The sequence below is a fragment of the Microbulbifer sp. VAAF005 genome, assembly GCF_030012985.1.
Classification (GTDB): domain Bacteria; phylum Pseudomonadota; class Gammaproteobacteria; order Pseudomonadales; family Cellvibrionaceae; genus Microbulbifer.
Genome location: NZ_CP120233.1, coordinates 2,681,285 through 2,700,486, shown reverse-complemented (window position 1 = coordinate 2,700,486; position 19,202 = coordinate 2,681,285). Strand labels below are relative to the sequence as shown.

At 54.0% G+C, this 19,202-nt stretch carries 15 protein-coding genes; 9 read left to right on the top strand and 6 right to left on the bottom strand.

What is annotated here, in order from left to right; translation table 11 throughout:
- Positions 1–77 precede the first annotated feature (77 nt).
- On the top strand, positions 78–890 hold the full coding sequence (locus tag P0078_RS11975) for a GNAT family N-acetyltransferase (protein WP_282930216.1): 813 nt from the start codon (positions 78–80) through the stop codon (positions 888–890).
- Here the strand turns inward: P0078_RS11975 and epmA are convergent.
- The 4 genes from epmA to P0078_RS11955 form a co-directional block, all read right to left on the bottom strand.
- Positions 877–1,830, bottom strand: coding sequence for an EF-P lysine aminoacylase EpmA (gene epmA, locus P0078_RS11970; protein ID WP_282934554.1), 954 nt, complete (start codon positions 1,828–1,830; stop codon positions 877–879). The genes P0078_RS11975 and epmA overlap by 14 nt on opposite strands.
- Before the next feature lie 53 nt (positions 1,831–1,883).
- The gene (efp, locus tag P0078_RS11965) at positions 1,884–2,456 is read right to left on the bottom strand and encodes an elongation factor P (RefSeq protein ID WP_108731510.1); all 573 of its coding nucleotides are present in this window, start codon (positions 2,454–2,456) and stop codon (positions 1,884–1,886) included.
- Positions 2,457–2,769: 313 nt separating this feature from the next.
- Positions 2,770–3,564: an aldolase gene (locus tag P0078_RS11960; protein WP_282934553.1), complete on the bottom strand. Its 795-nt coding sequence runs from the start codon at positions 3,562–3,564 to the stop codon at positions 2,770–2,772.
- 202 nt (positions 3,565–3,766) lie between these two features.
- Positions 3,767–4,477: an iron-containing redox enzyme family protein gene (locus P0078_RS11955; protein ID WP_282934552.1), complete on the bottom strand. Its 711-nt coding sequence runs from the start codon at positions 4,475–4,477 to the stop codon at positions 3,767–3,769.
- A gap of 750 nt (positions 4,478–5,227) precedes the next feature.
- Between P0078_RS11955 and epmB the strand changes: the two genes are divergently transcribed.
- Entirely contained in the window at positions 5,228–6,268 is a 1,041-nt protein-coding gene (epmB, locus tag P0078_RS11950; protein ID WP_282934551.1) for an EF-P beta-lysylation protein EpmB, read from the top strand.
- A gap of 381 nt (positions 6,269–6,649) precedes the next feature.
- Entirely contained in the window at positions 6,650–8,737 is a 2,088-nt protein-coding gene (locus tag P0078_RS11945; protein ID WP_282934550.1) for a GGDEF/EAL domain-containing response regulator, read from the top strand.
- 68 nt (positions 8,738–8,805) lie between these two features.
- On the opposite strand, the gene P0078_RS11940 is transcribed toward P0078_RS11945, so the two are convergent.
- Complete coding sequence (locus tag P0078_RS11940; RefSeq protein ID WP_282934549.1) at positions 8,806–10,467, bottom strand: alkaline phosphatase D family protein; 1,662 nt, start codon at positions 10,465–10,467, stop codon at positions 8,806–8,808.
- Between the two features lie 311 nt (positions 10,468–10,778).
- Between P0078_RS11940 and P0078_RS11935 the strand changes: the two genes are divergently transcribed.
- On the top strand, positions 10,779–12,722 hold the full coding sequence (locus P0078_RS11935; protein ID WP_282934548.1) for a M1 family metallopeptidase: 1,944 nt from the start codon (positions 10,779–10,781) through the stop codon (positions 12,720–12,722).
- Between the two features lie 427 nt (positions 12,723–13,149).
- On the opposite strand, the gene serB is transcribed toward P0078_RS11935, so the two are convergent.
- Positions 13,150–14,259 (bottom strand): phosphoserine phosphatase SerB, encoded by a 1,110-nt coding sequence (serB, locus tag P0078_RS11930; protein WP_282934547.1) that lies wholly within the window; start codon positions 14,257–14,259, stop codon positions 13,150–13,152.
- Positions 14,260–14,569: 310 nt separating this feature from the next.
- On the opposite strand from serB, the gene P0078_RS11925 reads away from it, so the two are divergent.
- The 5 genes from P0078_RS11925 (at position 14,570) to P0078_RS11905 (ending at position 19,201) form a co-directional block, all read left to right on the top strand.
- Complete coding sequence (locus tag P0078_RS11925; RefSeq protein WP_282934546.1) at positions 14,570–15,304, top strand: hypothetical protein; 735 nt, start codon at positions 14,570–14,572, stop codon at positions 15,302–15,304.
- 86 nt (positions 15,305–15,390) lie between these two features.
- On the top strand, positions 15,391–15,681 hold the full coding sequence (locus P0078_RS11920) for a hypothetical protein (protein ID WP_282934545.1): 291 nt from the start codon (positions 15,391–15,393) through the stop codon (positions 15,679–15,681).
- A gap of 98 nt (positions 15,682–15,779) precedes the next feature.
- Positions 15,780–16,196 carry a MerR family transcriptional regulator gene (locus P0078_RS11915; protein ID WP_282934544.1) on the top strand — a complete coding sequence of 139 codons (417 nt, stop codon included), beginning with the start codon at positions 15,780–15,782 and terminating at the stop codon, positions 16,194–16,196.
- A 109-nt stretch (positions 16,197–16,305) separates the two neighbouring features.
- Positions 16,306–17,475 (top strand): isovaleryl-CoA dehydrogenase, encoded by a 1,170-nt coding sequence (locus P0078_RS11910; protein ID WP_282934543.1) that lies wholly within the window; start codon positions 16,306–16,308, stop codon positions 17,473–17,475.
- A gap of 118 nt (positions 17,476–17,593) precedes the next feature.
- Positions 17,594–19,201: a carboxyl transferase domain-containing protein gene (locus P0078_RS11905; protein WP_282934597.1), complete on the top strand. Its 1,608-nt coding sequence runs from the start codon at positions 17,594–17,596 to the stop codon at positions 19,199–19,201.
- The last annotated feature ends 1 nt before the right edge of the window (position 19,202 follow it).

The following is a 19,202-nucleotide window of genomic DNA, read 5'->3' as shown; positions in this document are numbered from 1 at the left end:
AGCGAACACCGGCTGCGGGGCTGGGATCACTGGGGAAATGATGCAACGGCACTGTTCTTGGCACTATCCTTTGACCCATGAAATATAGTCTCAGCGCTAAAAATCTTACCTGCCGAAATTTGGAGGCTTATGCGGATTACCGCGCGAGCCTGGTAACTCCGGATTGCACCAAGGAAATTACAGGTATTGTCCGCAGTGATAGCGGCCTGCCTTCCATTGGGCTCAATCAGGTGATTTCCAATATGGTAATGCCACCGCGCATTATTCAGCGTTTTGCGCTGGATTATTTTGCCGAGCGGCACAGCCCCTTCACTCTTTGGCACAGTGCCTCCAAACCCCTGGACAATGACGCTTTGGATGAGCTTGGGCTAAAGCGGCGCCAGTCCCTGGTAGCTATGGCCGCCGAGATACCCCGACTCAGCGTTGCCGAGGTTCCGGTAGTGGAACAGCTGACTATTAGTGCGGTGAAAAAGGAGGCCTTGCCTGATTACGGCGCGGTGCAGGCAGCGGCGGCAGGGGAGCTGGAGGGGGCACAGTTGGCGCACTTCTATCAGGGCCTGCAGGAAATTCCCGAGCAGCGACGCGGGCGACTGAAATTATTTCTCGCTAAGCTGGATGGTGTGCCGGTTGCCGCTGGGTGCCTGTTTGCGGCAGCGGATGCACTGGGACTCTATGACATGGTGACGCTTCCGGACTACCGGGGTCGCGGGATTGGTCGGGCCCTGTTCAAGCATCTGCTAACCGCTGCCCAGGGTAGCCACCATAAAAATCTGGTGGCTTTAGTGCCGGCGGATCGTCAGCAGCTACTGCTCGATAGTGGCTTTTTTGCAGTTGGCGAGGTTGCCCGCTATCAATACACTCCGGCGCCGGCGGCCGCTAAGCCCGACTGAAAGGGAAGGCGATAACTTCATCAATCGATTGGTAACCGGCTTTTAACATCAGCAGTCGGTCGACTCCCAGCGCGACCCCGCCGCACTCGGGCATGCCTTGATCCAGGGCCGCAACCAGACGTTCTTCAAAGGGGTGTACAGGGCGCTGGTTAGCACGGCGGTATTCCAGATCCTTTTCAAAGCGGCGCTGCTGTTCCACGCTGTCGGTCAGCTCCCAATAGCCATTGGCCAGTTCCAATCCACCGACATAGGCTTCGAAGCGCCTGGCGACGGGGGTCCCCTGTTCGTCCGCTACGACTTTTGCCAGTGCCGCTTGCTCTGCGGGGAAGTCGTAGAGCAGGGTGATGCCCTCCCTCATGGTGGGTTCCAGGCGGTGGCTCATCAGCAGGTCCAGGCACTCACTGCGTTCACGGGGTACAAAAGACAATTCCATTTCCCGCTTAACGCAGGAAATCAGCTCGGCTTCGCTGGCACTGTGGGGGTCCAGTTGCAGCTCTTGTAAAAACAATTCCCGGTAACTGAGGGACTGAACCTGGTCCGTCGCCAAAATACCGCAGAGCAGCTTGGCGACCTCCTCCATCAGTTGGTGATCGTCCCAACCGCAGCGGTACCACTCCAACATGGTGAACTCGGGGTTGTGTCGACCGCCGGATTCGCCCTGGCGAAAAGCCTTACCCAAGTAGTAGCAATCTCCGAGTCCTGCGGCGAGTAAACGCTTTAAACCAAATTCCGGGCTGGTGGCCAGGTAGGCGTTTTCGCCCCGGCACTCTGTGGTGATGGACTCGATATGGGGGTCGCTGGTGGCGCGCTGGGATAGCACCGGAACTTCGGCTTCCACAACGTTTCGTTCAGCAAAAAATGTGCGTATTTCAGCGAGTAGAGCAGCGCGTTGGCGCAGGGCTGCAATAGTGGCGGTGGGGTGCCAGGTATCTGTGCTCATGGGAGGTAGCTCTGGAGATGAGCGGCCGTAGGCCGCTCGAGGGGAGGAGGTACTTAGTCTTCCTTGGCACGGCCCAGGTATTCGGCGGTGCGGGTGTCTACCTTGATGGTTTCACCGATTTCCAGGAACAGAGGAACCTTCACAACGGCGCCGGTAGCCAAAGTGGCCGGCTTGGTGCCGCCCTGGGCGGTGTCTCCGCGCAGGCCCGGATCGGTATCGGTAATTTCCAGGATTACGTGGTTGGGTGGAGTAACTGCCAGCGGAGAGCCGTTGTACAGGGTTACAGTGCAGATATCCTGCTCTTTGAGCCATTTTGAAGCATCGCCCACAGCATCGCTGCTGGCTTGGTGCTGTTCAAAAGTCTCGGGCTCCATGAAATGGTAAAACTCGCCATCGTTGTACAAGTATTCCATTTCGCGATCCATCACGTCCGCAGCTTCCAGGCTTTCACCGGAGCGGAAGGTGCGTTCCCATACGCGACCGGTTTTCAGGTTGCGAAGCTTCACGCGGTTGAACGCCTGGCCCTTACCAGGTTTGACGAATTCGTTTTCCACGATTGAGCAGGGGTCGCCGTCCAGCATCACCTTGAGGCCGCCCTTGAATTCGTTAGTGGAGTAACTAGCCATAGCAAATAGAGCCCTTTAAGTCATTTATCTATATGATTTTTAACGAGTTTTTTGTTTCTAGCCGATTCCGGCCAAGGCTGGGCTAACGCCCTCCGCTTCCGCCACAAATGGTAGCCGCAGGTAACTCGTCTGGCTGGGGAAAAGAGACTTCACCGCCAGCCCTGCATGATGGAGCGGGATTATACAGGAGGGTGGGAGCTTGAACGAATAGCCAGAGAGAAATGGAGGGGAGGCGCTTCGGTTGTTATAGCCAAGCTGCAATTATTGCTGCAACCGGCAGTGCAATGGGCCTTGGCCCATTGCACAAAAGCACTTAACTTAATGGGTCGTCCCCGCCGCCATAACCTTTCCTCTGCATCCGGCGCACAAAGTAAGCAAAAGTCGCTTGCGTGCGTTTTTCCTGGAGAATCCAGTCGTGGGCTTCGCGGCCCAGTTCGGGATCAATATCCTGGATGGTGCCGGCGGATTCAGCCAGTATTTGCAGTTTGGCAGCGCGCTCGCACTGAACCGCCATTACACAGGCTTCCTCTACAGAGCGACAGGCCATAATCAGGCCGTGGTGTCCCAGTAGGATTGCGCGCTTGTCCCCAATAGCGGCGGAAATCAGCTCGCCCTCGCTGTTACCCACGGGTACACCCGGCCAGTCTTTGAGGAAGGCAATATCCTCATACAACATGCAGGCGTCCATATGGGAAATCTTTAGCGAGCGCTCCAGCATGGAAAGCGCACATACGTGCATGGGGTGGGTATGCACGATGCAGTTCACATCGGGCCGCGCCCGGTAGATCCAGGAATGAAAGCGGTTGGCCGGATTGGCCATGCCCTCTCCGGACAGTACTTCGAGGTCTTCGTTGACCTCCAATAAATTGGATGAGGTAATTTCATCGAAGCCGAGGCCCAGGCGTTGGGTGTAATAAGTACCGGGTTTTTCCGCGCGGGCGGTAATTTGCCCAGCCAGGCCGGAGTCGTGACCATCGTTAAATAAAATTCGGCAAGTCAGCGAAAGCTTTTCTCTCAGAGACCACTCGGGGGTGCTGAGGTGCTGTTTCATTGCTTCACTGGCTCGTTCAACCAGTTCGTTTTTTGCCAGTGATAGTGTTTCAGCCATTGTTATCTCCAATTCTCACAGCAAGTCATATTAATTCTGCGATATTTAATAAATTTTCCTTTTTTATTTTCTTATCGCAGAATAATTTTTAAAAACCTAACTCAAAATGATTCGATCTCTGCCGAATTTATGCTGGTGGCATTTCCCTATGCCCGTGCTTTCTCCAACAACACCTGTGAGTGGGTTGATAAGTGCTTGCTAATTAAGCTGTAACAGCTTCAGCTTTTTTATGTTTAGTGGAGTGGTAGGCGGTTTCAATAGAATCGAAGAATTGTAAGCGGGCCTCTACAAGGTGGCGCCCGGCTTCAAGCATTATGTCCAGTTGGCTGGGATCCTTGGAGCCGATATCTACCATAATATCGCGAATGGTTTCTGCATGGCCGTCATCACATTCAATATGCAGCAGGAAAAATTGCATTTCTGCATCGGATACGCCGCAAGAGCGGAATCCGGCAACAATATCTGTATATAAATCGGGTACCAGGGCTTCGGCTCCCAGGCATAGGGCACCCAACCCTGCACTGGCCCTGAGGTCCCGGCAGTTTTTGAACATGGTATCGATCAGGTGCTGAGTGCCTGGTAAAACTTCCGCGTTTTCCAGGGTCAAATTAAAATGCTCGAGGGTTTCGCGATAGATTTCTGCGTGGGGTTTGGGGCTATCTGGTTCCAGGCCCAGCTCTTCCATTAGGTTTTCGGCTAGCTCCAGGACTTCGTGGTTACTCGGGAGGTTTGCCATCATTGCACAGAGGTATCTAACAAAAAATCCACTGTAGATCCCTTGTTGAACCAAAAATATTTTTAATTCGTCCAGCGTAATGGAACCTTCACGGCAACGCTTCAAGAAAGGATGTGCGCGAGTTTGCTCAATCAGTAGGTCTTTATTGGCTTCAAGCAATTCAAGCTGCATTTCCATTGAGTAATTCCTTTTTGTAATTCTAAACTTACTGTTTGAACACCTTTTAGGTGTTTTATTTATTTCTTGGTAGTGCCCGCCTATGGCAGGGCTGACAAAGTGGTTTCTCTTTGTCGACGTTTAAATTAACACCGAATTATCCCTATTGTGAATAAGGGAATTATGAATTTTTTGATATTTGCTGATGGTTTTTGGAAGATGTTTTTTCTAGTGATAAAAATTTTATTAATAAATAATTTTTGCTTTGCTTTATCCTTGCCGGATTTATCAAGGGGGGATGTTTTTTGCTCCCTGAATTCACTGTAGAAATGTCGACTGTGTAGATTTTCTTTATTGCAGTGGAGTGTTTTGTGAGGTAGGAGTTTTTATTGGTAGGTGGAGTGAATACTTGCTTCGCCGATAATGAGTCTATTCCTAAAATCAGGTAAAGAAGAGTTAAGGTTCTGGTTGCTTAAAGATATAGTCCAACTATCCGATATTTTTCCGTAGAAGATTGATGGAGATTTGTTGGTTATGTTTATGGAGTTTCTGAAAAGATAAATTCAGTTTATGTAATTACCCTGGGAAATCGATTTGAGGGCTTAACTAACTCGCTAGATAGGGGCTGAAACAGATACCGTTTATTTAATGAAGTTGTGCGAATTCTCATGTCTACTTGGTCATGGCACCCTATGTGGGCGTCACTGTCAGTGGTAGCGGGAGAATGCAGCGGGGGATCTGATACAATCTCTTATTTTGTAGTGTATTCCCATGATGGCGTCATCATCGGCCCCCGGTATAGAGCTAATCGACACACAGGAATCCCGCTGCTGGCAGGATGAGTTGTCTGATCTGGTCACTGATCCGGCAGAGTTGATTCAATTACTACAGCTAGACCCGCATAAGCTCCCGAAGGCCTTGCAAGCAGCTTCTGGCTTTTCCCTGCGCGTGCCGCGCCCCTTTGTCCGGCGCATGCGTTGCGGCGATCCCGAAGACCCATTGTTGTTACAGGTTTTACCCGGTGCGGATGAGTTGGAGAAAGTGCCGGGATTTAGTTCAGATCCTCTCGAAGAGGCAGAAGCTAACCCTCTGCCTGGAGTTGTTCACAAATACCACGGGCGCCTACTGCTGATCACTGCGGGCCAGTGTGCGGTCAATTGTCGTTACTGTTTCCGACGTGAATTCCCATACGGCGACAACCACTTAACTCGCAGACAGAGCCTGGCAGCTCTAGACTACATTCGCGCGCGCACTGAGCTGCGCGAAGTGATTCTGAGCGGCGGTGATCCTTTGGTAATGAGTGACCGTCAATTGGCCTGGCTCACTGATGAGCTGGCCGACATTCCCCATGTGGATAAGCTGCGAATTCACAGCCGCCTCCCGATAGTTGCTCCCAGCCGGGTAAACCAGAAAATGCTGGATTGGTTTACTGGTTCCCGCTTGAAGCCCGTGCTGGTGTTGCACTGCAACCACGCCAATGAAATTGATAGTGAGGTGCGGGAGTCACTGCAAAAGTTGCGAAGCGCAGGGGTTACCCTGCTCAACCAGGCGGTGCTATTGAAAGGCGTCAATGATAGTCGTGAGGCGCTGGGCGCGTTGAGCGAATCCCTCTTTGCAGTAGGAGTACTTCCGTACTATTTGCATCAGCTGGATCGAGTAAATGGTGCCGCACATTTTGAAGTCTCTGATGCGAAAGCGCTGGAGTTAATCGAACATCTCCGCCAGCAGTTACCCGGTTATCTGGTACCCAAACTGGTGCGTGAAATCCCCGGCGTCCCATCAAAGTCCCCGGTAGTTGCTGAACATAGCTAAACCTCAGCTGATAGCTGTAAGGGTTGTCTTTGTATATTCGACAGGGATTTTCATGAAGAGAAATAGGTTGGGCGAATAAATATCGCCAAATTGATCTAGGCTAACCCCGTAACGCCCGTGCCAGATATAGTTGGCCGGTCGACCTATTCAGCAGCTGCTATTTCGCTTTATAGCGCTGTATTCAGGGGCTTCTTAGGTTGGGAAAGTTTGGTTAGCGGCTGTGGTTTCGCAAATGGGAAAGGCGGAAGCTTTTATAGGGGAGCGTTGTGTGATTTAGATCACAGGTACCAGTTTGATCTACCCTTGTATGCCATCCTTGACGCCCCCTAAAATTACCGCCAGCGGTAGCTGTGTGCCGCCATTAAAAAAATAGAGCAAATAATGAGTAGCAACGACACAATACGACTTCTCCTGATTCACGATACCCCGTCGGAAGCCCAGCGCCTTGTGAGTATGCTGCACAACGCAGGCCGTCCCAACCGAGCACAGCATGTGGCCAGCGAGGCTGTGTTTAACCGCCTGCTCCAGGATAAAACCTGGGATTTAGTGATCGCGGCTGAAAGCAGTACTCAGGTGCCCCCCTCAGTGGCGTTGCGCACCATCAGCAAGCTGCAAAAAGATGTCCCGGTAATTATGCTGACCGAGCGCACCGGTGCCCAACCCGTGGTGGAAGGTTTGAAGCTCGGAGCCCGCGATGTCGTAGTGGTGGATGAAGACCAACACCTTCTCTTTGTGATACAGCGGGAGCTGGGGGCGCTCGCCAATCGCCGTCAGGCTCGCCTACACGACCGCCGCTATCACGCGACCCTTAACCGTGCCAAGGAGCTACTTGATAGCTCCAAAGATGCCATCGCTTATATTTCTGATGGCTTGATTGTCTACGCCAATGACTCCCTTGCAGAGCGCTTTGGTTACGACTCTGGCGAGGACATCGAATACCAGCCACTGATTGATATGCTGGCTGAAAATGAGCAGGAAGAGGGGCGTGAATTCCTCAAAAGCTGCGCTATCGACAACAATGAGCTGGAGGCGAAAGAGTGGAAATTTACCGCTAAGACCGCCTCTGGCGAATCCCTGCCCACCCGCGCAGAGGTACTCAGTACCACCTACGACGATGAGCGCTGTCTGCAGGTGCGTATTGCCTCGCGCCGGGGTGATACGGAGCAATTGGAAGCGCAGCTCAGCGATATCAAGAACCGCGATCCGCTGACGGGGCTTTTCAATCGTCAGCACTTCCTGCAGGTACTGGATTCCAGCATCAAATCTGCAGCGGACTCCCACAATACCGGCGGTCTGATGCTGATTGAAGTGGATCGCTTTGAAGATGAAGTGTTGAAAGTTGTTGGGGTGGCCGGTGCCGATGCTCTGCAAAAAGGCATGGCGGAATTACTTAAATCCTGCCAACGCAGTGGCGATACCCTGGCCCGGTACAGTGAAGATGCCTTCTGCCTGCTCAGCCCGAATACGACTCCGGACAGCATCGAGCAACGCGCGCAGGATATATTGAAGAAGATTTCCGACACCATCTTCGATGCAGATGGCAAAACCCTGCAAATTACCGCCTCTATCGGTATTTCCTTGATGAGTGAAGCCTCCAGCGGTGCGCAACAGGTGCTGGACCAAGCGTTATCTGCTCACAAGCAGGCTCTGGGTGAAGAAAAGAAAGGTGGGAATTTTGCGCTCTACGAGCCGGATACTGAAGGTGGTGCCGACGCCGATACCTATCACCGTGCACGGGTGGTTCAGGCCCTGGAGGCCGGCAGTCTGAAGCTGCTCTACCAGCCAATTCTCAGTTTGCAGGGAACTGGCGAGCAGTTGTACGAAGTATTGGTGCGTATGCTCGATGACAAGGAAGAGCTGGCACCGCTGGCCTTCCTGCAGGAACTCGGCGATGCGGGCCTGTCGGCGAAAATGGATCGCTGGGTAATTATTACCGCGATCAAGGCCGCCGCAGCCGCCAGGGCTGAGGGTAAGAATATTTCTTTGATGCTGCATATCACCACTGCTTCACTGGTGGACAGCAGCTTACCCGGCTGGCTGGGGGTTGCCTTCAAAGCTGCCAAGGTTGCTCCGGGAACGGTGATCTTCCAGTTGCGTCAGGAGGATATCAACAGCAACCTGCACGCGGCCCGGGACTTTACCACTCAGGTCCAGCAATTGGGTTGTCGCGTTTCGGTCTGTCATTTCGGCACCGGACTCAATCCGTTCAAGGCTCTTGAGCATGTGAAAGTGGATATCGCCAAGATCGATCCCTCCTTCGTGCGCGAGGTCCAGGATGAAGGCGAGAGCAGTGACTCCCTGGCAGGATTGGTACAGCGCTTGGGTGAGGCGGATACCAAGGTGATAGTGCCCCATATTGAGCAGGCCAGTATGCTGCCGACTTTGTGGCAGACCGGTACTGATTATATTCAGGGGTACTATGTGCAGGCGCCGGCGGAGGATATGAACTTCGATTTCAGTCTCGAATAATTTTTCTCTGTAAGCTTTTAAAAAACCGCACCGCCTTAACAGGGGTGCGGTTTTTTATTGCCTGCAAATCAGACGTTGTAGCGGCTGCGTAGGGCGGCGATGGTATTGCGCGCTAGGGCGCCGTACTGCGGTGCCGGTGCCGGTACCAACTCATCAGCTGTGCTTTCACTCCAGGCACGCTGGATATGGTTCTGCCCCGCTTCCTGCTTATAAATCCTTGCCAGGCTGGCGTTGTAATTCTGACTGGTGACTGTATCCACGTGATACCAGTGGGCCTTGGCGCGGGAGTGGGAAACATCCATCAACAGGTAACCGCGCTGGGTGATCTCCACCCACTTGAGGTGTGGTATTAACCCGTCCATAGCAATCGCTGCAACATCCGTCAGGTGGGATTTGTCCAGGAAGCTGGAGGTTACTCCGGGGGTGACAAATTCTCCGCCGAGGGCGCCGCGTCCGGTCAGACGCCCGTATTTCAAAATACTGAAAGGATTGCTGGCCAGGTCCCAGGCCCAGGAGCTGTGGATATCTCCAGTGAGGACGACAAAATTGTCGATATTATTGTCGGCAATGTGGTCGAACAGACGCTCGCGGGATGCGGTGTAACCATCCCACTGGTCCATATTCACAGACAAATCCCTGGCCAGGGTGAGTTGCGCCATCATTACTTGTTGCCCCAATACCCGCCAGCGTACGCCGTCCGACTGGGACTGGGTCAGGCTACTGAGCAGCCATTGTTCCTGCTGGGTACCGAGGATGCTGCGCTCCGGGTCATCGGCGGTCTGCTGATCGAACCAGTTGGCCTGCTCGGAGCGCGCGGCGATGCGGGTATCCAGCATCATCAGGTCCATCAGATTGCCGAAGCGGAAGCTGCGGTAGATGGCCCTGTCACCAAATAGATCAAAGATGCCGTTATCGCGGATGGGCATCCACTCGAAGTAGGCCTGGTTGGCTACCGAGCGGCGTACAAACCAGTCGCCCTCGCCATCTTGGACATTGTGGTTCTCGGCACCGCCAGCCCATGCGTTGTTAGTGGTTTCATGGTCGTCCCAGACACAGATAAACGGGTGTTGGCGGTGTACTTCCTGTAAATCCGGGTCGGAGCGGTACTGGGCGTAGCGCAGGCGGTAATCCTGGATATCCACCATTTCCTTGGCGGGGATTGGCTCTCGCCCCAGGCCCGTGCCGGTACCGTAGCCACCGGGTCCGTACTCGTAAATGTAATCCCCCAGGTGCAGTACCACATCCAGGTCTGCACGCAGGGCAATTTCCCGGTAAACATTGAAATAACCCATGGGATAGTTGGAGCAGCTGGTCACCGCAAAGCGCAGTTTATCCACATGGCCGATGGGCAGTGTGCGGGTGCGGCCTATGGGCGAGTCGATACCGTTAGAGTAGAAGCGGTAATAGTAACTGGTGCCGGGTTGCAGACCGCTGGCATCCACTTTGATGGTGTAGTCCACATCGGGCCCGGTAATACCGCTGCCGCTATTGACCACCATGGCCATTTCCGGGTCCAGAGCGACCTGCCAGGTGTAGGGCACCATGGACTGGAATTCTGGATCTGCAGACGGAGTGATACGAGTCCAGAGAATTACGCGATCTGCCAGGGGGTCACCGCTGGCTACGCCGTGCTGGAAGGGCTCCTGGCCGGAACCGTAGGCTTTCAGTAGGGGCAGGGCCGCCAGGCTTGCGCCGGAAAATTGTAGAAACCGCCTCCGGGACAGAGACATGGGGTTCTCCTTATAGTGCTTGTTATAAAAGAACCGCAGTCTGAATCTGGAAAGTGAACGATGTATTAATTCACGGTCAGTATTTTTCTTCCCTTGCTGCTATTAGTCATGAAATTCGTCCTAAGGCGACGAAACTGAGACATTAATCTGGTTTATTGGCAAAACGCGGCATGACCGTCGGTACCCGTGGCTCGAGCGGGTAATCGGTGTGCCCCCTTACGGCGAGTGCAGAGTCCCCTGTCGTTTCTCATCTGCGCTCTGTCAGGTATCCTGTGGCGCAAATTGAAAAGCTGAACTCAGGGAGTAGACCCATGTTGCCCCGTTTACTGTGTACCAGTCTGATCGTTGGCGGCCTTGCCGTTGCCGGTGGCTGTTCCAAGTCGGAGCCTTCCAAGGCCGAATTAGACAGTGCGAGCGCGCCGATGAAGGCGTCCGCTGTGATCGAGAAGAAGCCGGGTGTTGAAAAAGCGCCCCAGTCCGGAGTGGATTACCACTCTTTTGCCAACAGCAATGATTACCAGGTTCAGCACCTGGATCTGGACCTGACTGTCGACTTCTCCCGCAAGGTTCTTGAAGGTGAAGCCAAGTTGGACTTCAAGCGTCTCAACGACAAGAACCTGCCGATGGTACTGGATACCCGCGAGCTGGAAGTGGTTTCTGTATCCGCCAATGGCGCACCAATAAAATTCTCCATGGGCGAGAAAGACAGTCACCTGGGCACTCCGCTGAATATTGAGCTGCCGGAAGATGCCGACAGCATTACTATCCGCTACCGTACAGCGCCTGGCGCCTCCGGCGTTCAGTGGCTGGAGCCTCAGCAAACTGCGGGTAAAAAGCATCCGTTCCTGTTTACCCAGGCCCAGGCGATTCACGCGCGCAGCTTTATTCCGCTGCAGGACTCCCCGAAAGTTCGTATCACTTACAACGCCACTGTACGCACTCCGAAAGAACTGCGCGCAGTCATGAGTGCGAACAATGACCCGCAGGCGGCCAAAGATGGCGTCTACGAGTTTGAAATGCCCCAGCGCATACCCTCCTACCTGATTGCCCTGGCGGTTGGCGACCTGCAGTTCAAGCCCATGGGTGAGCGCACCGGTGTCTACGCCGAGCCCTCCATGCTGGAATCTGCAGCGGCGGAGTTTGCCGATACCGAATCCATGCTGGAAGTGACCGAAAAGGCTTATGGCCCCTACCACTGGGATCGTTACGACCTGCTGATTCTGCCGCCCAGCTTCCCCTTCGGTGGCATGGAAAACCCGCGCCTTAGCTTTATCACTCCGACGGTAATCGCCGGCGATAAGAGCCTGGTAGCCCTGATTGCCCACGAACTGGCCCACTCCTGGTCCGGTAACCTGGTGACCAATGCCAGCTGGCGCGACCTTTGGCTGAATGAAGGTTTCACCACCTACCTGACTAACCGCATCATGCAGTTCGTCTACGGTGATGAGCGCTACCAGATGGAAATGGCCCTGGGCTATGACGACCTGCAAGCGGATCTGGCTGATAAAGAGCCTCGCGATGAGATTATGGCGATCGACCTGCGCGGACGTGACCCCGATGAAGTCTTCTCCAATATTCCCTACGAGAAAGGCTCCCTGTTCCTGTATGAGCTGGAGCAGAAAGTAGGTCGCGAAGCGTTTGACCGCTTCCTGATGGAGTACTTCAACCACTTCTCCTTCCAGAGCATCACCACCGAGGACTTCGTTAAGTATCTCGACAAAACCCTGTTGGTTGAGCACGCCGACAAGCTGGACCGCGATCGTATCCTCCAGTGGATCTTCGATCCGGGTATTCCCGAAGGTGCGCCGCATCCGAAGTCTGATGCCTTCACTAAATTGGATCCAGTACGTCAACAGTGGCTGGACGGCAAACTGGTGGCGAAGGATATTGATACCAAAGGCTGGACTTTCCACCAGTGGAAGTACTTCCTCGATGGTATGCCGGAGAAACTGACGGAAGCGCAGTTGAAGGAACTGGATGGCGCCTTTGGCCTGACCGAGTCCCGCAATAACGAAGTGGCTTTCAGCTGGTTGATGATCGCAGTGCGCAACGACTACGAGCCGGCCTTCGAGCGCCTTGAGAATTTCCTCACCAGTATCGGCCGCAACAAGTTCCTGCGCCCGCTATATCGCAATATGGTTGAGACCGGTAAAAAAGACGTGGCTGCGCGCATTTTTGAGCGCGCCAAGGTGGGTTATCACCCGCTGACGGTAAAAGTAAATAGCCTGGTTATTTACGGTAAAAAAGAGAGTTAATCGCTCTCTTTTCCCAGTTGTCGCAATTCCCATAGGTCAATATGAGAGTTGCGGCAACTCTCCCCTTTCTTTTTCCCTTCCACTTTGGCTAATGCTAAAGTTTGCTCCACAAAATATTTTTTATGGGCATTCTTTCAGTTTGTTTTTATAGCTAAGTGAACTGGTACGATGGCGTGATTAATACGCCAGATTTCTGGCATAAAAATCATTAAACGGCTGTTCAAATGGATTGCCTTTGCGTACTCTGCTGCCCAGAGATTTTACTCAGGAAGGGAGGCACCTATGTATAAACGGGCTTTACTAATAGTCGTCCTGGGGCTTTTTCTTGCCAGTTGTGGGCAGAAACCCGGGCCCAGTGCTTGCACGGATCACAACAAGCGGCCGAGTTTCCCTTTCCCTCACGCGATGCTTTAAGAGCTAAGCCGGGTTATACCCCGAGCTTGGCAATTTGTTGGTCATTGAGACCAAATAAGTAGAGGGCGGCGTCCAGGCCAAACAGGTTTATCGCCTGGGGGGCCTGTAGCCTCACCTTGGGCTTGGGGTGAATGGCGATACCCAGTTCCCCTAAATTCAACATGGGAATATCGTTGGCGCCGTCACCCATAGCGACCACACTTTCCAGCGCCAAACCTAAGCTTCCGGCAATTTCCTGCAGTAACTTGCGTTTGCGATCGCCATCAATAATGGGCTCCACCACTTCGCCGGTGAGGGCCCCTTCGGCAAATGTCAGTTCATTGGCATGGATATAATCCAGGGGCAGGCGCTCTCGCTGCAGGAATTTCGCGAAGTAGGTAAAGCCGCCAGAAAGCAGTGCCGTTTTGCAGCCCAGTGCGCGCAAGGCTGCCAGCAATTCATAGGCCCCTTCTTTTAACGGCAATTCCCGAGCAATTTCTGCCAAACGCTGCTCTGAAAACCCTTTTAGCAGGGCCATGCGCCGTTTAAAACTCTCGCAGAAATCCATGTCACCAGCCATTGTGGCCTGAGTAATGGCGGCGACCTGATCACCGATACCGGTAATTTTTGCCAGTTCATCGATAACCTCGGCATCGATGAGGGTTGAATCCATATCAAAGCCCGCCAGCTTTGGTACCCTCTGGGTAACAGAAGCCTGGATTGTTAGGTCTACTCCCAACTCATCGGCCACTCCAAGGCAGGCCAGGCGCGCGCTGTCAAAATCAAGATCGCCATCAATTTGGAAGCGGATTACGGTGCGATCGCATCTTTGTGCCAAAGTATCAGCGGCGAATAGGCTCCACTGTTGTTCATCAAAAAATCGCAGAAGGTATTGGAGTTGGGCCAGGGAGGCAGAGGGGCTCAGCAGGGTGATACACCAAATGGCTTCAAGTGCACTCGGTTCTTCGGGGGGCGGGGTAAAGTCCGTAGCCTCACCGGGAAAAGGGGCTTCACCGGAATACTCCAGGCCGAGCTTGGCGACTTGATCTCGCAAGCTTAGGTAGCGCAGGGCGCCACTTCCTGAAGCCTGGGAAATCTGTTTCAGGGAGAGGTGGAATTCCTGTGAATTTATTTGATCACCCATAAGCTCTGTCCCGATTGAATGAAATGTCCGGCGCATTATAGCTCTTATGAGATTCTTCGCTAAAATTGCCGGGCTTTAATTTCATTGATTGCCGGTCAGCAGGGATTTTAATGGGCTCAGTTCGAATGGGGAGTAAAATTTCTTTTCGAATTGTGCGAGTTGAGTTGAACTATTTCGCCGCCTGCTTTACCAATCGCTCAGGAATTAATTGGGTATGCACAATTTTGGTGCCTACCGTTAAAATGCTCGCTGCTCCAAAACAGCTGGGGCAATAGTAAAAAAACAATACGCAAGATGTCTGCCGCCGTTTATGTCAGTTTCCATTGTATCTAATCTTCGCAAAATACCGGCTCAATTAGCACAGTTGTCCAAACGCGCCCGTCAGCGCCTATTGGCACTGGTTATCTGGGTGACACTGGCAATATTCTGTGCAGCGGCACTGGGGCATTTTTATGGTCAGCAGCGCGATGGTCAGATAGAGCGAGACAGAATTACTGCAAAGGCGGCTGCGACTATTCTCGCGGGGCAGAGCCTGGAGAGTATTGTGGCCGGGGATCGTATCAGCTTACAGCTGATCGCTCGCCAACTGCTGGAGCTTCCAATGGTTTCCGGCATTTTAATTGAGGATGTGGAATCGAATTCCCTGGCCGAAGTGGGGGACCTGAAAGAGGGGGAGACGATCACCGAGCCAGTGGTCCTGCACGATAGTATTGCCGGCAATATTACCGTAGCGTTTGAGCCCGGTAATTCCGTTACCTTTCCCTGGGCCAGCTTGTTGCTGACACTCGTTTTTGCCCTGCCATTTAGTGCAGCTGCGGCCCTGCTTACCGGTAGCTTGTCCCGGGAGCGCAAATTGCCCGCACAAGTTACTGAGTCTGCTCAAGCTGTTGCTGAAGTTACCGAGCCCAGTGTTGGGCTTTATCTTCGCCCCCTCAACTGGGCGCAGTTGGGCAATCAGTTAAGTCGCAGCGCCCTGGAGGGTTTGCAGCGGGAGCTAGATGGACGCATGCGTTTGCTGCAGCGCATATACGGTGCCACCCCCTGAGTTGCGCCGGGCCACAGATCGGCCTGGATTTCTCTGGCACCGATGCGGCCTTCCGCGCAGTCTGCTGTGGTTTATTGTTGCGGGAGATGCAGAGCGTCAGCCGTGCTACCGGTTTGAAGCTGGCTTTGGCGGTAGTCCCATCCCAGCCACAGAGTCCGGATTTCTGTGCCGATCAGTTACTCAACCAGTCCCGTGGCTTGTTTTTGCACCCGGAACTTCTTGAGGACAGTTCCCTGGTGGGGCGAATTGAGCACCACGGTGCCGGTTGGGCATTGGAGGTGACCGGCCTAACCCCTTCCTATCAAAAACTTCTCAACAATCAGCTACAACAACTGCTTGGCGCTGAGGCTACTCCTCACAGGACCCCTGTGGGCTAAGTGACTGGAAGTGCCTCAGGGTTCTTTTTTGGCGCGTGCTTTACGTTTACGTTAACGTAAACTCTTGCTAGGCTTGATGGCATCTTGAGGACGTCGTTATGAAAGCAGAAGCAAGCCAAATGGAGCCCCTTAGCTACAGCATTTCCGAGCTGGCGCGGGAATTCGATATCACTACCCGCGCCATCCGCTTCTATGAGGATAAGGGCCTACTCAGTCCCGAGCGTCGTGGCCAGACTCGAATCTATAGTCCCGAGGAGCGTGTGCGCCTAAAGCTGATCCTGCGCGGAAAGCGGTTGGGATTCTCCCTGGATGAGAGCCGCGAAATTATCGATATGTACGATCCTGCCCACGGCAATGTGGAGCAGTTGCACCGTCTACTGGAGCGCATCGCGCAAAAGCGTTTGCAGTTACAACAGCAATTGCGGGATATCGAAAGCCTGATGGAAGAGTTGGATGAAGCTGAATCCAGGGCCCGTGAGTCCCTGGCGCAAAGCGATGACAACAGCGCTTCCTGAACAGATTTCGGCACTGCGCCAAGAGTGGCGCGGTTGCCTTATGTGGTATTGAACAGCCGCCAAGGCGGTCATTTGAATTAAAGACATTTTAAATATCAGTGGAGCCGTTATGAACACCTCCTACCCAACCCTGAATTTCGGTCTCGGTGAAGACATCGATATGCTCCGTGACATGGTGTACAAGTTCTGCCAGGCGGAGCTGGCCCCGCGCGCGGCACAGATTGATGAAGACAACCTGTTCCCCGCAGACATGTGGAAAAAGTTTGGTGAGCTGGGCCTGCTGGGTATGACCGTGGAAGAGGAGTTCGGCGGTTCCAATATGGGTTACCTGGCGCACGCTGTGGCCATGGAAGAAATTTCCCGCGCCTCCGCTTCTGTGGGCTTGTCCTACGGTGCCCACTCCAACCTGTGTGTAAACCAGATTCGCAAAAATGGTACCCATGCGCAGAAGCTCAAGTACCTGCCCAAGCTCTGTTCCGGTGAACATGTAGGCGCCTTGGCCATGAGTGAACCCAACTCCGGTTCCGACGTGGTAAGTCTGCAACTGCGCGCGGAGAAGCGCGGCGATCGCTTTATTTTGAACGGCAATAAAATGTGGATCACCAACGGCCCCGATGCCGATACCTATGTGATCTACGCGCGCACCGAACCGGGTATCAGCTCCGGTGGTATTACTGCGTTTATCGTTGAGCGCGGCTTTGCCGGTTTCTCCCAAGCGCAAAAGCTCGACAAGCTGGGCATGCGCGGTTCCAACACCTGTGAGCTGGTGTTCGAAGACTGTGAAGTGCCGGAAGAAAATATCCTCGGTGAACTGAACGGCGGTGTGCGCGTATTGATGAGCGGTCTCGACTACGAGCGCACCATTCTCTCCGGAGGCCCTGTCGGTATTATGCAGGCTTGCCTGGATGTAGTGGTTCCCTATATTCACGAGCGCAAGCAGTTCGGCAAGGCCATCGGTGAATTCCAGCTGATGCAGGGCAAGATCGCCGATATGTACGCTGACCTGAATGCCAGCCGCTCTTACCTGTACGCTGTGGCCCGGGCTTGTGATCGCGGTGAGGACTCGCGCAAGGACGCCGCCGCTGTAATCCTGTTTACTGCGGAGCGCGCAACACAGATGGCCCTGCAAGCTATCCAGACTTTGGGCGGCAATGGCTACATCAACGAGTACGCCACTGGTCGTCTGCTGCGCGATGCCAAGCTCTACGAAATCGGCGCGGGCACTTCTGAAGTGCGCCGTATGCTGATTGGTCGCGAGCTGTTTAAAGAGACCCGCTAAGGCTGGGCATTTCTTCTCGCCGCCGGCGCCTGCCGGCGGCAGCTGTCTCCAGCCGGGCACTGCGGCAATAAGCTGCGCCCTGTGGAGGTCTTTTCTCCGGGAAAGTGAATCGGACTTTATGAATCAGTTGCAGAGCAAAATAAACACGCGCGATGCCGCCTTTGGCGAAAACCGCGAGCAGATGCAGGCGCTGGTGGCAGACCTGCGCGAGAAAGTGGAAGCCATCGCCCAGGGCGGCGGCGAGCGCGCGAGGGAAAAACACCTGGCGCGGGGGAAATTATTGCCACGGGACCGTATCGATGCGCTGCTCGATCCGGGTAGCCCTTTTATGGAATTTTCCCAGCTGGCCGCTCACGAGGTTTACGGTGAAGATGTTCCGGCTGCGGGCATTATTACCGGCATCGGCACCGTTTCCGGTCAGCCCTGCGTGATAGTGGCTAACGATGCCACTGTAAAAGGCGGTACTTACTACCCGCTTACAGTAAAAAAACACCTACGTGCGCAGACGATTGCTGAACAGAATAATCTGCCGTGCATTTACCTGGTGGATTCCGGTGGTGCCAATTTGCCGCGCCAGGACGACGTCTTCCCAGACCGAGAGCACTTCGGTCGCATCTTCTTTAACCAAGCCAATCTCTCTGCACAGAATATTCCGCAGATCGCAGTGGTTATGGGTAGCTGCACTGCCGGTGGTGCCTATGTGCCGGCCATGGCAGACGAATCCATTATGGTGAAAGAGCAGGCCACCATCTTCCTGGCGGGTCCGCCCCTGGTGAAAGCGGCCACCGGTGAAGAAGTTTCTGCCGAAGAACTCGGCGGTGCCGAGGTGCACTGCCGCACTTCCGGGGTTTCCGATCACTACGCCAATAACGACGTACATGCGTTGCAGTTGGCGCGCCGCTCTGTAGCGCGCCTGAACCGTATCAAAAATCCCGGCCTGGATATCCAAAAGCCGGTGGAGCCGATTTATCCACCGGAAGACATTTACGGCGTGGTGCCCAAAGACTCGCGCCAGCCGTTTGATGTGCGCGAGATTATCGCGAGGGTTGTGGACGGATCTGAGTTCGATGAATTTAAAGCGTTGTACGGCACCACCCTGGTAACCGGTTTCGCCCGTATCCAGGGCTACCCGGTGGGAATTGTTGCCAACAACGGCATCCTGTTTGCGGAGAGTGCGCAGAAGGGCGCGCACTTTATTGAGTTGTGCGCGCAGCGCAAGATCCCGCTGGTGTTTCTGCAAAATATCACCGGCTTTATGGTGGGTAAACAGTACGAGGCGGGCGGCATCGCCAAACACGGCGCCAAGATGGTGACCGCTGTCGCTACCGCCAAGGTGCCCAAAATTACCATCCTTATCGGCGGCTCTTTCGGTGCAGGTAACTATGGTATGTGTGGCCGCGCCTACGATCCCAACTTCCTGTTTATGTGGCCCAATGCGCGCATCTCGGTTATGGGGGGTGAACAAGCCGCCGGCGTATTGGCCCAGGTGAAGCGCGACCAGATGGCTGCCCGGGGTGAATCCTGGAGCGAAGAGGAAGAGCACCAGTTTAAACAGCCGATTATGGATAACTACGAGCACCAGGGGCATCCCTATTACGCCTCCGCGCGCTTGTGGGATGACGGCGTTATCGATCCGGCGGATACCCGCCGCGTGCTCGGTCTGTGCCTGGCGGCGGCCAGCCACAAGGAACCGGAAGAGACCCAGTTCGGCGTGTTCCGCATGTAAG